The organism is uncultured Campylobacter sp. (assembly GCF_938030685.1).
Classification (GTDB): Bacteria; Campylobacterota; Campylobacteria; order Campylobacterales; family Campylobacteraceae; genus Campylobacter_B.
The window spans coordinates 1-15,850 of the sequence record NZ_CALHHX010000018.1 but is presented as its reverse complement, the minus strand read 5'-3'; the positions used below and the strand labels follow the sequence as shown (position 1 = coordinate 15,850).

Annotated in this window: 15 protein-coding genes; 11 read left to right on the top strand and 4 right to left on the bottom strand. The window is 49.2% G+C overall.

Translation table 11 applies throughout. From position 1 onward, the window contains the following. Positions 1–1,163 precede the first annotated feature (1,163 nt). From acpS to Q0369_RS00930, 3 genes are read right to left on the bottom strand one after another with little or no spacing between them, the layout of a single operon-like run. Complete coding sequence (gene acpS / locus Q0369_RS00940; RefSeq protein ID WP_297880665.1) at positions 1,164–1,535, bottom strand: holo-ACP synthase; 372 nt, start codon at positions 1,533–1,535, stop codon at positions 1,164–1,166. A gap of 28 nt (positions 1,536–1,563) precedes the next feature. Further along, entirely contained in the window at positions 1,564–2,058 is a 495-nt protein-coding gene (locus Q0369_RS00935) for a peptidylprolyl isomerase (protein ID WP_298094748.1), read from the bottom strand. A gap of 9 nt (positions 2,059–2,067) precedes the next feature. Next, positions 2,068–2,802, bottom strand: a complete 735-nt coding sequence (locus Q0369_RS00930; RefSeq protein WP_298094745.1) for a YebC/PmpR family DNA-binding transcriptional regulator — start codon at positions 2,800–2,802, stop codon at positions 2,068–2,070. Positions 2,803–2,934: 132 nt separating this feature from the next. On the opposite strand from Q0369_RS00930, the gene Q0369_RS00925 reads away from it, so the two are divergent. The 10 genes from Q0369_RS00925 (at position 2,935) to Q0369_RS00880 (ending at position 14,543) form a co-directional block, all read left to right on the top strand. Then, positions 2,935–3,159, top strand: a complete 225-nt coding sequence (locus Q0369_RS00925) for a heavy-metal-associated domain-containing protein (RefSeq protein ID WP_297921553.1) — start codon at positions 2,935–2,937, stop codon at positions 3,157–3,159. 3 nt (positions 3,160–3,162) lie between these two features. Then, entirely contained in the window at positions 3,163–5,340 is a 2,178-nt protein-coding gene (locus Q0369_RS00920) for a cation-translocating P-type ATPase (RefSeq protein ID WP_298094742.1), read from the top strand. Between the two features lie 525 nt (positions 5,341–5,865). Continuing rightward, positions 5,866–7,116: an ankyrin repeat domain-containing protein gene (locus Q0369_RS00915; RefSeq protein WP_298094738.1), complete on the top strand. Its 1,251-nt coding sequence runs from the start codon at positions 5,866–5,868 to the stop codon at positions 7,114–7,116. Next, complete coding sequence (locus tag Q0369_RS00910) at positions 7,106–7,318, top strand: hypothetical protein (RefSeq protein ID WP_298094735.1); 213 nt, start codon at positions 7,106–7,108, stop codon at positions 7,316–7,318. Before Q0369_RS00915 ends, Q0369_RS00910 begins: the two co-directional genes overlap by 11 nt. A 41-nt stretch (positions 7,319–7,359) precedes the next feature. Continuing rightward, a complete protein-coding gene (locus Q0369_RS00905) occupies positions 7,360–7,503 on the top strand; it encodes a hypothetical protein (RefSeq protein WP_298094732.1) in 144 nt (47 codons plus the stop codon). Positions 7,504–7,799: 296 nt separating this feature from the next. Beyond that, positions 7,800–9,500, top strand: a complete 1,701-nt coding sequence (locus Q0369_RS00900) for a Na+/H+ antiporter NhaC family protein (protein ID WP_298094729.1) — start codon at positions 7,800–7,802, stop codon at positions 9,498–9,500. Further along, positions 9,497–11,005: a tRNA (uridine(54)-C5)-methyltransferase TrmA gene (locus Q0369_RS00895; RefSeq protein WP_298094727.1), complete on the top strand. Its 1,509-nt coding sequence runs from the start codon at positions 9,497–9,499 to the stop codon at positions 11,003–11,005. The genes Q0369_RS00900 and Q0369_RS00895 overlap by 4 nt, the downstream gene beginning before the upstream one ends. A gap of 100 nt (positions 11,006–11,105) precedes the next feature. After that, complete coding sequence (gene ilvA, locus Q0369_RS00890) at positions 11,106–12,317, top strand: threonine ammonia-lyase (protein WP_298094724.1); 1,212 nt, start codon at positions 11,106–11,108, stop codon at positions 12,315–12,317. Positions 12,318–13,358: 1,041 nt separating this feature from the next. Further along, complete coding sequence (locus Q0369_RS00885) at positions 13,359–14,072, top strand: DUF4230 domain-containing protein (protein ID WP_298094722.1); 714 nt, start codon at positions 13,359–13,361, stop codon at positions 14,070–14,072. After that, positions 14,073–14,543, top strand: coding sequence for a hypothetical protein (locus tag Q0369_RS00880; RefSeq protein ID WP_298094718.1), 471 nt, complete (start codon positions 14,073–14,075; stop codon positions 14,541–14,543). Positions 14,544–14,741: 198 nt separating this feature from the next. Here the strand turns inward: Q0369_RS00880 and Q0369_RS00875 are convergent, their stop codons facing one another. Continuing rightward, positions 14,742–15,347: a hypothetical protein gene (locus Q0369_RS00875; RefSeq protein ID WP_298094715.1), complete on the bottom strand. Its 606-nt coding sequence runs from the start codon at positions 15,345–15,347 to the stop codon at positions 14,742–14,744. A 355-nt stretch (positions 15,348–15,702) separates the two neighbouring features. On the opposite strand from Q0369_RS00875, the gene Q0369_RS00870 reads away from it, so the two are divergent. Continuing rightward, positions 15,703–15,850: uracil-DNA glycosylase family protein (locus tag Q0369_RS00870; RefSeq protein ID WP_367178952.1), on the top strand; the 148-nt coding region annotated here is incomplete at its 3' end.

The window sequence follows — 15,850 nt, the reverse complement described above, 5'->3', positions numbered from 1 at the left end:
CAGATCAGGCGCTAGAGCTTGCGTTTTTGCTCGCCGATAATCTAAAAAAGGCGGAATAATCCGCCTTTATCGCGCTAAAATTCGATCGCGGCTTGGAATTTTAGTCGTAGTTTTAGACGTTTTGACGTAAGCTGGCGTTGCGACCGCACTTTGCGCTTTAAATTTAATCGTATCTTGGCGCGGGCGATTAAAATTTACGCGGCTCTAAATACGGGGCGACTTTGGGCGCAGTCTTAAAGCGGCTAAAATATAGACTATTGGAAATTTATACTTCGTGCGAAAACGTAAGCCGCGTAAATCTGCCGTCCAAATACGAGTAATTGAAAATTTTGCGGCGTCGCGCTGCGATAAAATTCCACTTTGCAGAGACTTGCAAACTTCTTGGCGGCTAAATTTAGCCCCGTAAGCTCGCGGCTTAAAATTTTAAATCCGCCCTGTATGAAATTTTAAAATTTGCGCCGCCGTGAAATTTTAAAATTTAGCGCTAAATTTACGGCCCGCGGAATTTCATCTTTAAATTTCGCCGTGTAAATTTTAATCGCTCGCTGCTGTGGGCACGCCGCTTATCTGTGCATGTTCAAGCTAGCGGCAGACTAAGCGGTAAATGTAGCTACGCAAGCCCGCCTCCCTCTTTTTGCACATAGCAATAGAGAACGCCGCGCTATCTGCGGTATTATATTCGACATAGATACGGCACAAAAGCTCTTGCTTGAGATGGGTGTGACGAACAGATGCCGCCGCGGCGCGTGTTTCATTGGCTCAAGAACTTCCGTTTAATCCTTGATGATGCGATAGATTGGGCGGAGCAGACTTCGCATCCGTTTTAAATTTCAAAGCGCGATTTCGCCGTGAAATTTTAATAGAAAGTCTATACTTTTGCCGCTAAATTCCAGGCTGAAATTTTACCTTTTGAGTCTATGCCGCCTCGCCGCTATAAAATTCCATGTCTTAAATTTAAAGCAAAATTCTGCGGCGCGGTGAAATTTCAAAATTTCGTTGCGGTAAATTTTGTGCTCTAAAATTTCATCCATGAATTAGAATTTTAAGTCGGCAAATATAAAATTTGAGATAGGCAAAGTCTGTTGCTATATAGCACATATTTCGTCGCGCAAAATTTATGCAGAATTTACGCGGAGTTCTTGCTGCCGCGCCGCTTCGCTTCGTTACTTCGAGCGCGGTTTATTGAGTTTTAGTGCGACTACGGCGATTGCGACGTTTGCGTCGTGCGTGATGCTAAGGCTTGCGGATTTGATATGAAATTTTTTACGGATTTTTTTACGGATTTTTAAATGCGGCGCGCCCAGGGCGTCTTTGTAAATTTTAGCGTCTTTAAAGCCGAATTCCGCGCCGATACCGGTGCCTAGCGCTTTGCTAAGCGCTTCTTTGGCGGCATAGATGCCCGCGATACTTTCGTCGCGCAGCGCGGAGGAGCGCTCGGATTTTTTCAAAATACGCTTTAGAAATTTCGCGCCGTATTTTGCGCGCAGCGCCGCGATCCTGCGCACCGCGGTTATGTCCGTGCCGATCTTTATCACGGTCTGATGCCCCGCGGTTTAAATTTAATCACGATTGCAGGCTCTCTTTAATCTCAACGTCGATGATCTTATCGCCCTGCCTGATCGCGTCCAGAACCTCTAGGCTAGGCTGATCCACGATACGACCGAACACCGTGTGCACGCCGTCTAGGTGCGGCTGCGCGCTGTGGCAGACGAAAAACTGGCTCCCGCCCGTATCGCGTCCTGCGTGCGCCATCGAAAGTGCGCCGCGCACGTGCTTGTGCTTTTGGCGGTCGCATTCGCACTTTATGCGCCAGCCGGGACCGCCCGTGCCGGTGCCGCGCGGGCAGCCGCCTTGGATCACGAAATTTGGAATTACACGGTGAAAATTTAACCCCTTGTAAAACCCGCTGCGCGCGAGGCTAGCGAAATTCGTAACCGCCTGCGGCGCTTCATCTGCGAAAAGTTCCAGCTTCATATCGCCCTTTTCGGTTTTGATAATGGCGTATTTATCGCGCGCCAAAGCCGCTGCGTCGATGTCGTAAATTTTTAAGCTTTCCATTTTTTTCTCCTATGCGATGTTGGTGTAAACTGCCTGCACGTCGTCGTCATCCTCCAGCCGCTCTATTAGCGCGTCTATGTCGCCCAGCTGATCCTCGCTAAATTCGTGCTTTTCGTTGGCGACGAATTTTAAGCTTGCGCTGATGATCTCAAGCCCTATCTTTTCGATACCTTCGTTTAGAGTGCCGAAGCTTTCGTATTCGCCGTAGATTAGAAGCGTCTTTTCGAGCTCTCCCTTGTCGTTTTCAAACTCATTGATCTCAAGCTCGCTAAGACCGAAGTCGATGAGCTCAAGCTCCAGCTCCTCGATGTCGCGGTTCGGCAGCTTGGTCTCAAAAACAGCCTTGTGCGAAAACATAAATTTCAAACTGCCGCTCGGCAAAAACTCGCCCTTGGCTTTGTTTAAAATCGACTTTACGTTTGCGACGGTACGGGTCGGGTTATCGGTGGCGCATTCGATTATTAAAAGCGCGCCGTGGGGCGCCTTGCCGTCGTAAAAGATCGTTTTGATATCGGCGCTATCCTTGCCGCTAGCGCGTTTAATAGCCGCGTCGATGTTGTCTTTGGGCATATTTTGCGCCTTTGCCGTGGCGATCGCGGCGCGCAGTTTGGAGTTCATCAGCGGGTCTTCGCCGCCCTCTTTCGCCGCCATCGTTATGGCCTTGCCCAGTTTTGGGAAAAGTTTGCTCATCTTCCCCCATCTAGCTTCTTTTGAAGCGCGTCTGTATTCAAAAGCTCGTCCCATAAAATTCCTTAAAGCTTAAATTTAAAACGGGTGATTATAACGAAAAACCCTTAAATTTCAGGAGCGGGCGTTGAAATAAAATTTATTAAAAAGTAGTATAAGTTTTGAAATTTTAATCCAAAGGAGAGACCCATGGCTTTGAAACAAAGCGTAAAATTTAAGGCGCAAAATATCCACTGCGAAAACTGCGCGAGGACGATCAAAAACGCGCTTAAGGATGATTTCGGCGAGATCGAGGTGGACGTGGCAAGCGGAGTGGTGAGTTTAAGCTTAGATCCACGCGACGAGGCTAAATTTAAAGAGGAGATGGACGATTTGGGCTTTAGCGTCGCAGAAAAGCTAGCCTGCGAAAACTAACGGATGTCAAGCAAAATCACTCTAAATATCGTCGGGATGAGCTGCGTAAACTGCTCTAATGCGATCGAGCGGGTAAGTCGCAAGATCGAGGGGGTGCAGGAGGCCCACGTAAATTTCGCAAACGGCAGCGGCGAGTTCGTACTTGCCGATCCGGCGCTTGAGGAGACGCTAAAAGCCAAGATCAAAAAGCTAGGCTACGACATCGCCGTAGATTACGAGGATTTGGAGCGCAAAAAGAGGCGCAACCTCAAAGCGGCGCTATTTAGGCTAATCCTCGCTCTCATTTTAGCCGCGGCGGTGATGGCGGTGGAGATGAGCGGGTTTTTAGGCTTCGTTCCAAAGGCGCTACTTTGCGCGGCGATGGCGTGCGTGAGCCTATTTTACTGCGGCAAGAACTTCTTTTATCACGCTTACGGCGCGTTGAAAAACAGAAGCTTTGATATGAACGTGCTCGTGGCGATGGGAAGCTTTTTTGCGTTTGCCTATTCGCTAACGGCCGCGGCGTGGGTCTATACGCACGGCGTGCAGAATGAATTTACCAATCTTTATTTCTCCTCCGCCTCGATGATAATCGCCTTTATCTCGCTCGGCAAATACCTAGAAGAGCGCAGCAAGATGAAGGCGAACGACTACATCAAGGGACTAATCGATCTAAGCCCTAAAACCGCGCTTTTGATCAAGGACGACGGCACGATAGCCGAAGTGCGCGCAGAATCGCTAAAGCCGGGCGATAAGGTGCTCGTAAAAAACGGCTCGCGCATCCCCTGCGACGGGCTTATCGTCGAGGGCGGCGCGCAGATCGACGCTTCGCTCATCAGCGGCGAGAGCTTAGCGGTTTATAAAGGCGTGGGCGATGAGGTAAATGCGGGCTGCGTCAGCACGGACGGCGTCATCTACGTGAAGGTGACGAAATTTTCGCATCAGACGCTGCTTGCCGAGATTAAAAATCTGCTAAACGAGGCGGGCAACAAAAAGATGCCGATCGCGCGCTTTGCCGATAAAATTTCAAATATTTTCGTGCCCGCGGTGATCTTGATCGCGCTTGTTAGCTTTATAGCGTGGATGACGCTTGACGGGCGGCTTTCATACGCCGCATCCGCCGCTATCTGCGTGCTTATCATCTCCTGCCCCTGCGCGCTAGGTCTTGCGACGCCGATTGCTATCGTTTGCGCGATCTCAAACGCCGCAAAGGCTGGAATTTTAATCAAAAATCCCGAAATTTTAGAAATTTTAAAGGACGCGGACGTCGCGGTTTTCGATAAAACCGGCACGCTTAGCAAGGGCGAAATTTCGGTAAGCTTCAGCGATTTGAGCGCCCAAGATCTCTACGCTCTGGCAAGCGCGCAAAAGCTTAGCGAGCATCCGATCTCAAAGGCGATCGTAAAATTTGCCGAGCTGAAATTCGGTGAAATTTCTAAATTTAACGGCGAGTTCGAAAGCATCGCGGGCAAGGGGATCGTCGCTAAAAATCCCACCGGCGAAATTCTTTGCGGCAGCACGGGCTTTCTGCGTGAGCGCGGCGTGGATGCGGGCGTTGAAGTAGAAGCGGAGGAGCTTTTAGACAAGGGCTTCGGCGTCGTTTACTGCGCGATAGGCGGCTCGTACGCGGGCTTCATCGCATTTAGCGACGAGATCAGGGCCGAAGCGCGGGACGTCATTCAGACGCTGCAAAACAGAGGCGTAAAAACCGTCATGCTAACGGGCGATAACGCTAAAACGGCAAATTTCGTCGCTCGCAACCTCGGCATCGACGAGGTAAAAAGCGGAGTGCTTCCAAGCGGCAAATATGAGTTCATCAAATCCCTGACGGACGATGGCAAGCGGGTGCTTTTCGTGGGCGACGGCGTCAATGACGCACCGAGCTTAAAAGCCGCCAGTATCGGCATCGCGATGAACGGCGGCAGCGACATAGCCAAGGGTGCGGGCGACGTAATCTTTATAAAAAACGACCTTGAAAGCGTGCTATATCTATTCCGCCTAGGCGGCGCCGCAATGCGGACGATCAAGCAAAACCTCTTCTGGGCGCTGTTTTACAACGCCGTATGCATCCCGATCGCAGCAGGCGCGCTATATCCGGCGCTCGGTATGCTTTTAAAGCCGATGTACGGTGCTGCGGCGATGTGCTTTAGCTCTGTAACAGTCGTGCTAAATTCCATCAGATTGAAATTCGCTAAATTTTAACGCGACGGATTTTGCGCTAGGCGCGGAATTTCGCGCGGCGAAATTTAACTCTACTCGCTGCAAAATTCTTTTATTCTGCGAGGAATTTTACCTCGCAAATTCTATCTCTCTACTAATTGTGCGTAAAATTCTGCAGAACGGACTTCACTTGTAAAATTTTATTTCACGATAAACCTAGCACGGAATTCCGCCAGATCTGTACAGCTTGCAAAATTTTATTTTACCGCTAGCTCGCGCGTAAATTTTAAAATTTTAGCCTGCCGATCGCTGTGCTCTCATATAGCCCTCCATTGCTGCGCCTCTAACTGCCATTATTTAACGCCGCTCGTCGCCGCGCCGTTATATAGCGCCGCCAGTCGCTACGCCTCTGCCTAGTCGTCGTTTAGCGCCGTCCGCCGCCACGCCGCTGCGCCGTAAAATTTTAAAAATTCCGCAAAATTTTATAAGGTTGAAAGGAATTCCATAAAATTCCACCGCCCGCACTAAGTTTTAATAAATAAATTTAAAGGTAAAATAACGCTTCAAATGCAATTCGAGGTAGCGATGCGAAAAATTCTAATGGGTTCGTTTGTTTTTTGCGGCACGCTTTTTGGTGCTTCTTGCGAGCAGATACTAAGCGATCCGCGCGGCTTTTTTAGTAAGGAGCCTGCGGACGAAGAGCTGCTGCAAAGCGATTTTGGCTGTAAAGGCTCGTTAGTTGGCGCGGAATTTTTGCAAAATTTAAAAAGAGCGGCTTCTGAGATCAGGGACGAAAATATCGATTGTGTCGGTAACGAAGCCTTGTTGAACGAAAAAAGGCTTGAGCGAACCTTGGCATTTGCGGGGATGGATGGCGAGGGCTTTTTGAGCTATGCTAAAGAGAAAAACTACGCGCAAATTAGCGAAAAATCGCTTGAAGCCTTAGAATTTTACTCCGAGCGCAAGATTGGAAATTTCATCGCTTATGGCAATTTTATGGGCGAGGTCCCGGCAGCCAGGGAGGCACTAAGAGATTATTTCGCCGCTAAATTCAACAAAAACGATGCCGATGAGCTAGCAAGCGCCGTGATAGCGGAATTTATCGCATATGCTGCAAAGGATCGCAAGGCGGGAGATTACGGTGAGCTTGAGCTGGCGCTAAAAGGCGGAGTAGGTGCAGATGAGTTTCGTACGCTACTTTTTAGCAAGGATTTTGCAATTTACGAGCTTGATAATGCCCTGGATCTGGCACTTTTGCTAGGATATGACGAGCGTTTTAGCGGCGCTTTGATCGAACGAGGCGCGCAGGTGAATGCTGGCGAGGAAAACTCGCTATTTTACGCGATGAATAACGTTCAAAGCGCAAAATTTATGATCTCTAAAGGCGCCTTGGTTGGCTATAAAAACTCGCTTGGGCAAACTCCGATATTTTTCGCCGCCGCGGCAAAAAATTATGAGCTCGTAAAGTTGCTAATTTACTCGCACGCTAGCGTAAATGTCCGCCAGATCGGCAGCGCCGAGGCCCAGGCTCTAGCATCGCTAGGTGAGCGTAGCGACGGCTGTGAGCGTTCGGGCGCGGGTAAGACACTGCTGATGTTTGCGGCGCAAAAAAGTACCAAGCAGATCGTTGAATTGCTCGTAAAATCGGGTGCAAACGAAAAAGCAGTCGATGAGTCGGAACTAAATGCGCTAGACTACGCGCTTGCAGGCGGCGAAGCGGCTACGCAGAGCTATTTGCGCTCGCTTGGACTAAGTCCTACACAAGCAAGCGATGATTTTACGAGCGATCCGCAAGATGCGCCTGAGCGTGAGAATTAGCAGGCTTGATTTAAAGGGTCGTTTACCGCTTCGTCGTTTTAGGTTTGCGGCGTTTTGGGTTTGCAAAAGCCTTATGAGCTTTAAATTTAATGTTTTGCCGCTTTGTAAATTCTATAAATTTAGCGGATTTTTCGAGCGGGAGTTGGTAGAATTTAACGCTTTAAAATTTTATCGCTTTGCTTGCGCAGGTTGCATGCACTGAAATTTTATAAACGTGCAGACGAGCTTTAAAAATGGCGATTTGTGCAATTTATGCGCGATAAAATTTTTGCCGAGGGATTTTGGTTTGCGATCAAGAGCGAGATTTCGTCAAATTTTGTGCGCGAAATTTATCGCTTTTGCGACAAAGTAAGCGTTGCATCATTGTGGAATTTTACCTTGATTTGAAGCTTTTGCTATGTTAAGTAAAATTTTAAATGCGTTTATAAAATGCTTTTGATTACGCCGTGCGCGGTATTTTGCACCGGAGAGATTTTACTGCGCGACAAGTTACTTAAAAATGCGTTCGCAAAATTGCAAACGCAGTAAAATTGTAGAGCTTGCTGCGCGATCAAGGCGCTCAACAATCGCCGTAAAAGAAAGCGCGTGAATACGAATAGTTGCTGCAAGGCGCGCAGAATTTTAAAATTTAACCTCCGATCGGAGGTTAAATTTTAAAATTTTATCAATCATCAAGGATTAAAATGTTAAAAAATTTGCTTATCTTTACGGCGATTTTTTTGCCCGCGCTGGCGCTTGCGGACGTGGAGCCCGCCGTGCGAAACAGCGAGCTTTACGGCGTGCTGACGCTTATCCCGCCGGTTGCGGCGATCGTGCTTGCTTTTATCACCAAAGACGTGATTTTGTCGCTGTTTCTGGGCGTGCTAAGCGGAACCTTTCTTATCGGTATGGTCGATCAAAATATCGCGGCTTCGGCGCTTTTCGCTTTTACCGATCTGTGCTCGCGTATGGTAAAATCGATGGCGGATACGTGGAATGCGGGTATTTTGCTTCAGGTTATGTGTATCGGCGGGCTCATCGCTCTGGTGACCAAAAGCGGCGGCACGAAGGCGCTTGCGCTCTGGCTTAGCAAACACGCAGACACTCCCGTTTTGGGTCAAATTTACACCTGGCTGATGGGTATCGTGATATTTTTTGACGATTACGCAAATGCCCTGATAGTGGGCCCCATCATGCGGCCTCTGATGGATAAATTTAAAATTTCGCGCGCGAAATTCGCCTTCATCATCGACGCGACCGCCGCGCCGATTACCGGCATCGCTGTGATCTCCACGTGGGTCGGAGTTGAAATTTCGGCGATCAAAGAGGCTTACTCGCAGATCGGCGTAGAAAACATAAACGCCTTCACCGTCTTTGTAGAGACGATCCCGTATAGATTTTATAATATTTTCATGATCTTTTTCGTAGTGGCCACCGCCGTGATGAGTAGGGAGTTTGGCTCTATGTATCGCGCAGAGATCGCATCTCGCGGCGGCAAGAGCGGAGCTGCTGATTTTAAGATCAAAAATTTAGAGGATCAAATTTTCGTACCCAAAGAGGGCGTCGCACTTCGCAAGCTAAACGCGATAATCCCGCTAGGAGCGATGATCGTCCTTTCCGTCATCGGGTTTTATTTTAACGGCTACAGCTCGCTGGAGGGCGAGGCTTTGGAGGCGGTCAAGGCAGCCCCTCTTAGCTTTACTTCGATCCGTACTGCATTTAGCGCGGCGGACGCCTCGGTAGTGCTGTTTCAATCCGCGCTCTTTTCATCGATCATCGCCGTCGTTTTAGGCATCGCACAAAAAATTTACGGCGTCAAAGAGGCGATCGAGGTCTGGGTTGGCGGCTGGAAAAGCATGCTAAATACCGTCATAATCCTGCTTTTTGCGTGGTCGCTAAGCTCGGTTATCAAAGAGCTAGGTACTTCGCGCTACCTAGTCGAGCTTCTAAGCGACGCTACGCCGCGCTTTGCTCTTGCGATCGTGATCTTCGTGCTTAGCTCGTTTATCTCATTTTCAACGGGCACAAGCTTCGGTACTATGGGTATCGTCACACCTTTAGCCGTGCCTCTTGCTCACGCCGTGGGGCAAAAATACGGACTTAGCGGCGAGGAATTTCACGTTTTTATGTGTGTAAATATCAGCGCGGTACTTACGGGAGCGATATTCGGCGATCACTGCTCGCCGATTTCGGATACGACGATCCTCTCCTCGATGGGCGCGGGCTGCGATCACATCGAGCACGTAAGCACGCAGATGACCTATGCGCTGGTCGTTTGCGGCATCAGTATCATTTGCGGCTACCTGCCTGCGGGCTTTGGACTTAGCGTGTGGGGATGTCTGATCCTGGGTATCGCGGCTATCATTCTTTTACTGCGCGTGGTGGGTAAAAGAGTGGATGTATGAATTGCGAAAGCTTCGGTAGTTGCGGCAGCTGCACGCTCGGTGAGCCCTATGAGGATCAAATTTCATACAAAAAGCAGCTGATCGGCAATAAGTTCAAAGAATTTTTTGACGGCGAGTTTGAGTTTTTTGCCTCGCAGCCGCAAAATTACCGCATCAGGGCGGAATTTGGCATCTGGCACGATATTTGGCATAGTGCATTTGATCTTGCCTACACGATGGGCGGCACACGTAGCAAGAAAATTTTAATTAACGAATGCCCCAAGGTAGCGCTTCCTATCGCAAATTTAATGCCGCGGCTGCTGGAAGCGCTTAGGCGGAGCGAAGCTTTAAAAGAAAAGCTCTTTGGCGTCGAGTTTATATCCTGCGCCAGCGGGATTTTGGCGACGCTGCTTTATCACAAGCGCCTGGGCGAGCGCGAGCAGGAGGCGATTTGCGAGCTGGCGGACAAGCTTGGCATCAGGGTTATGGCTCGCGCGCGCGGACAGAAGCTGCTAAGCGGTGAGCTAAGCCTCACAGACGAGCTCTGCGTGGACGGACGGGTTTATAAATTTCGCTTCGGCGAAAACGCCTTCATCCAGCCTAACCGCGGCGTGAATGAAAAGATGATCGCCTGGGTGAGAAGCTGCGTGGACTTCGGCAAAGATGGCGCGAGCGAGGTGTGCGCCGCGCAGAATTTCGTCGCAAAGAATTTAATAGCGGAGAATTCTGGCGCGCAAAATTATGGCTGTGAGCAGACTGCTACGCAAAATTTTACGGATAGAAATTTCGTTTCTGAAAATTCCGCCGAATTGGATGCCGCTTGCCAAAATTCCGTTAAGGCAAATTTCGCTTGCACAGAATGTAGCGGCGAAAATTCCGCGAAATTTAACTGCGCGTCCGCAGGCGAGAGCTCTGCGGATAAGAATTTCGCTCGTAAGGATTTGGATGCGCAAAATTCCGCCACGAAAAATTTGGATTGCGAAAAGCAAAGCGTGCAAAATTCAGCCTGCGAAAAACTCATCGCGCAAAATTCGAGCTGCGAGAACTACGTCGCGCGCGATCTGCTGGAGCTGTACTGTGGGCACGGCAACTTCACCATCCCGCTTGCGGCTAAATTTAACCGCGTGTTGGCGAGTGAAATTTCAAAAAGCTCGATCGCCAATGCCCGCATAAACTGCGAGCTCAACGGCATTTGCAACGCGCAATTCGTCCGCCTTAGTGCAGATGAGCTGATGAGCGCGTTTGCGCGGCAGCGCAAGTTTGAGCGGCTAAAAGGGATCGATATTTTCGGCTACGATTTTTCGCACGTCTTGATCGATCCGCCGCGAGCGGGGCTAGAGCCTAGCGTGATTGATTTCATAAAAAATTTTCAAAATTTGATCTGCATATCCTGTAACCCGCAGACACTTTTTGAAAATTTACGCTCGCTTTGTGCTACGCACGAGGTGCGCAGGTTTGCGATCTTCGATCAGTTCGCGCATACGAGCCATATCGAATGCGGCGTGCTGCTGCGGCGCAGGAGTTAAGCGGATCTAAGACCGAAGCTGCGGATTTAGGCTGCGCGCGGGATAAAATTTCGCCTAAAATATGTATAATAACAAAATTTAAAATTATGAAAGGAAGTAGATGATTGATCTAAATAAAATCATCCAAGCAAAGCGCACGATAAACGATTTCGTCTATAAAACGCCCTTTGCTCTGGCGCCGAAGCTCAGCAAGCTTTACGGCGCGGAAGTGTATCTCAAAAGCGAGAATTTGCAGCGAACAGGCGCGTATAAGATTCGCGGCGCTTACAATAAAATCGCGCACCTAACGGATGAGGAGCGGGCCCATGGAGTAATAGCTGCAAGCGCGGGCAACCACGCCCAGGGCGTAGCGATGAGCGCGCAAAAATTCGGCGTGCATGCCGTGATCGTAATGCCTGAAGCCACGCCGCTACTTAAGGTAAGCGGCACGAAGGCTCTGGGCGCAGAGATCATCCTAAAGGGCGATAATTTCGACGAGGCGTACGCGTTTGCACTGGAATATGCCAAAGAGCACAATCTGACGTTCGTGCATCCTTTTAACGACGAGTTCGTCCAAGCGGGCCAGGGCACGATCGCGCTTGAGATGATCGAAGAGGTCGCTGATCTTGAATACATCGTCGTTCCTGTAGGCGGCGGCGGGCTTGCGACGGGAGTTTGCAGCTGCGCCAAGCAGATCAACCCCGACATCAAAATCATCGCCGTAGCTGCTAAGGGTGCGCCTGCGATGCACGATAGCTTCGTTGCGAAAAAGCCGCTAAATTCCAAATCGGTCCGCACCATCGCCGACGGCATCGCCGTGCGGGATACTAGCGAGATCACGCTCTCTACGATCATCGAGTGCGTCGATGAGTTCGTGCAGGTCGATGACGAGGAGATCGCAAGCGCGATACTCTATCTGCTCGAGCAGCAAAAAATCATCGTCGAGGGTGCGGGCGCGGCGGGAGTAGCAGCGCTAATGAACGCGAAATTTGCATTCCCCGCCGGTGCAAAGATCGGCATCATCCTAAGCGGCGGCAACATCGACGTTCAGATGCTAAACATCATCATCGAAAAGGGCCTCATAAAATCGCACCGCAAGATGACGATCAACGTCACGCTCGTCGATAAGCCGGGCGCGCTTACGGGGCTTACCGAAATTTTGCGCCGCGCCAACGCAAACATCGTCAAGATCGACTACGACCGCTTTTCGACCAACATCGAGTACGGCGATGCGCAGATCACGATCACGCTTGAGACCAAAGGCAAGGCTCATCAAGAGGACATCGCCTGGGCGCTCAAAAACGCAGGGTATGATTTTAGGGAGATTTTGTAAAATTTTGCTCGGGCTTATAAAATTTGCCTGCGTTTGCAAAATCTGCTTTTAAATTTATCCGAGATTGTAAAATTTACTCCGCGTTTGCACCAATACCGCGGCACGTGGCTAAATTTATACTCACTTACGCACAGGTTGCGGCTCGCTACGGCTCGTTATAGCTTCGGTTCACCGCGTTAAATTTTAAATTTGCTGCCTTATACCCGCCGCGTAGAGATACTTTGCGCTCGTAATTTTAAATTTTACGCAAAATTTAAAATTCAAAATATGCGGCGCAAGCCGCAGTTTAAATTTAACGCGGACGCAGTCCGTCCCTTGAGCGTGCCTGGAGTTAGGGGATTTTAAGGGGAAGGGGGAGAGTGCCTTGCAAAACGAGCGTAGCGATGCAGAGCAAGTAGCGCCCCTTCCCCCTTAAGAGAAACTTCGCGGTGAACTAATTCTCCTGCGAGGCTTTAAGTGGCACGGGCTACGCCTGAGTTTAATTCTAATGAAACGAACAAGCATAAAATTTCGAGAATTGCAATTCAAATCTTATTAAAATTTAGCGCGAGCGTAGCTCGCACTTCTAGCGTCGCGCGGGTGGGGGTTGGTAAGGGGGCGGGCGCGCCTCGCAACTCTGAGCGCCGCCCCCTTACGAATATCGCGCATAATACACCCAAGCGCTAAGTTATATCCATAAAATTTTATAGAAACTTACAAAATAAAATTTATCACCAAATTCACAGCCTGTGAAATTTATGCCGTGATTTCTATTTCTCTCAGGGCGGGAAGGGGGCTTGAATTGCGAGGTCGCACTTCTCGCGGAGGCAGCGCTGCCCCGCAGCACCGCATTGCTCCGCTCGCCCACAAACCCCACCTAACCCCCGACGACGCTAGCGGGGCGGACTGCGTCCGCGTTAAATTTTATAATCGCGGCTCGCTTCTTTAAAATTCGTTCTACGATTTTAAAATTTCTTGCCGCAAAAATCGTAAAATTTCAATTGCACTACAAATCGGCGCTGTATTTTGCTAAAATACCAATAAAATTTTAAAGGATGAAATTTGGAAAATTTTGCTTTTCTTCTAAATTTAGTGATATTTTGCATCTTGGTTTTTATGTTTTTTAAGATGCGCAAAAGCGGCGAGCAGGCGGGCAAGCCGCAGATCGTCACCGACATCACGCGGCTTAAAAGCATCGGCGAGCTGAGCGTTTTTAAAATTTACTCCAAAGAGATCGTCACGCGCAAGCAAAACGTAGGCAGCGGGCTGCTGGGCTCGCTCGTCTCGCCGTTGATGACGAAAAAGCAGATCGCCATCATCTTCGAGTTTGAGATCGAGTTCGTTTACGACCTGCTAAGCCCCGACTTTGCGATACTGCCGCAGGGTGAGGATCGCTACGAGATCAAGATGCCGCCGTGCAAATACAAATACTCGATCAAAGATATGAAAATTTACGACGAGAAAAACGCCAAGCTGCTGCCGTTTCTGCTGCCCGATTCGCTAAACGGGCTATTCGGCGCGAGCTTTGACGAGAGCGATAAAAACCGCCTCATCGACGACGCCAAGGACGAAGTCAAGCAGCTCTCGCTAAAAATCATCAACGATCTTGGCGGCAAGATCCACAAATCCGCGACCGACACGCTGGAGGCGATCGCAAAGAGCTTCGGCGCGAAGGAGGTCGGATTTATCTTTCAGGATAAGGCGCTTCAGACGATCGACATAAACTCAAACGAGATCGCAATCGACAAGTCGCTAAAATCGCAGATCGAGAAATAGATGGAGCTTTTCAAGGCGCTTTTTAAAATTTACTTCGCCCGTATGCTCGCGTTTATGGATGCCTGCGAAAGGGCTTGGCAGCGATTTTATGAGCCGATCAGGCTGCGCAAAGAGAAGAAGCGCCTGCGCGCGAAAGGTTATTTTACCGAGGATGCGACGTGGGCGGAGTTTTTCGCAGATTTTAAATTTTGCAAATGCTTCATCATCAAAAAAATCCTCTATCCGAACTTCTACGCGATCAAAAACTCCTCCAAATGGGATGCAGGCTCAAAGCGAGCTAGTTTTTCGGTGGGCTCGTTTGCATACGACGAGATCGCGTGGGTATGGGTGCCGCGAGCCTTTGACGGCGGGCGGAAAAACGATCTGGAAAAGCTAAAAGATCTGCTGCAAAAGATCCCCGCGCTGCGCTACGAGCAGAGCGATACGGGGATTAAAATTTTCGGCTACGAGTGCGGCGAAGGGGCCTTATAATCATATAAAACGATTTCGTCGAGGGTCGCGCCGATGTAGCGCATGGCTAGCGCTGCTTAGATGGATGCAAGCGGGCGGATTTTGGCTGCCATATGTCTTTGCCAAAACGGCGCATGCGAGCGTGAAATTTTATCTTTGCAAACGCCCCTGGCACGGTCTAAATTTTAAACTCTGCGCGAGTATAAACGCGGGCAAATTTTATCTCTGCGCCTGGCTCCATAGATCCTTTGCTTCGGCGGGGGTTTTTATATTAAGCCACGCAAGAAGCAGCACTACGGACGCCAATGGATTTAAGATTAAATTTAGCAGTTCCATACAATTTATGACGCCCATCGTTATAGCAGCGGGAGCCGGTATTTTGAACATCATGCCGTAGATGATATCTGCGGCGTCATCAACGATTAGCAGCGCGGCGTATATGGCAAAAAGCTTGCATCCGGTAGCGGCGCGCAATTTAAAATTTATAATTATCCAAGCGACCGTAACCGCAAACATCAAATACGGCACGTATATTTGCAGCCTACTGCAATCACATCTTCTGAGTATATAAATGGCTGAAAAATATAGCAGCGCCGCAAGCGCGATGCTATAGGCGTATTTGAAGATTATAAAAACCTGCGGACCCGTGATATTTTGTATGTTTTTAAGCGCGTAGTAAAGGAATGTGAAGGCGAAAATCCACACTAAGATTTGAGAATCCAAGTACGCGATCTCGCCTTTTATAGAATACGCCGCGCTTGCGACCAGTAGGCAGAGCGCGCCGAGCGTGCCTTGCAGCTTTGCTCTTTGAAAATCTTCGTTCATTTTATCCCTTTAAATTTTAATGTTCGGCTCGCTGCAATGCGAGTGCTGTTTCGATTTATCGCCGCGTGGCTTTAAATTTTGCCGTCGCGAGGCTTTAAATTTAGCCGCGAAAGCTCGGTTTAGGATTTGCAAAAGCTGAAATTTAAACCCAAATCGTGCGCCGCGGCAGGCTCATTAGAAATTTTACTGCGCGGCGCTATACAGCGAGTGCGCCAAATCTTTGCTACCGCGCAACTTCAGCTCCAAGTTGCTTTACGGGCGAAATTCGGGTATTTGCGAGAGATAAAGTAAAAATGAAAGATAAATTTTATGGCGTCCAAGCGGGCGTTTTCGGCGAATACAAAGCAGGTGCAAAATGAACCAAACCCACCCTTTTAAGCCGATTTTTGATAAAAATTCTAAAATTTTAATCATCGGCTCCTTTCCCTCCGTCGTTTCTCGTAAATTTGGCTTTTACTACGCAAATCCGCAAAATCGCTTCTGGCGCGTGCTGGCGCAAATTT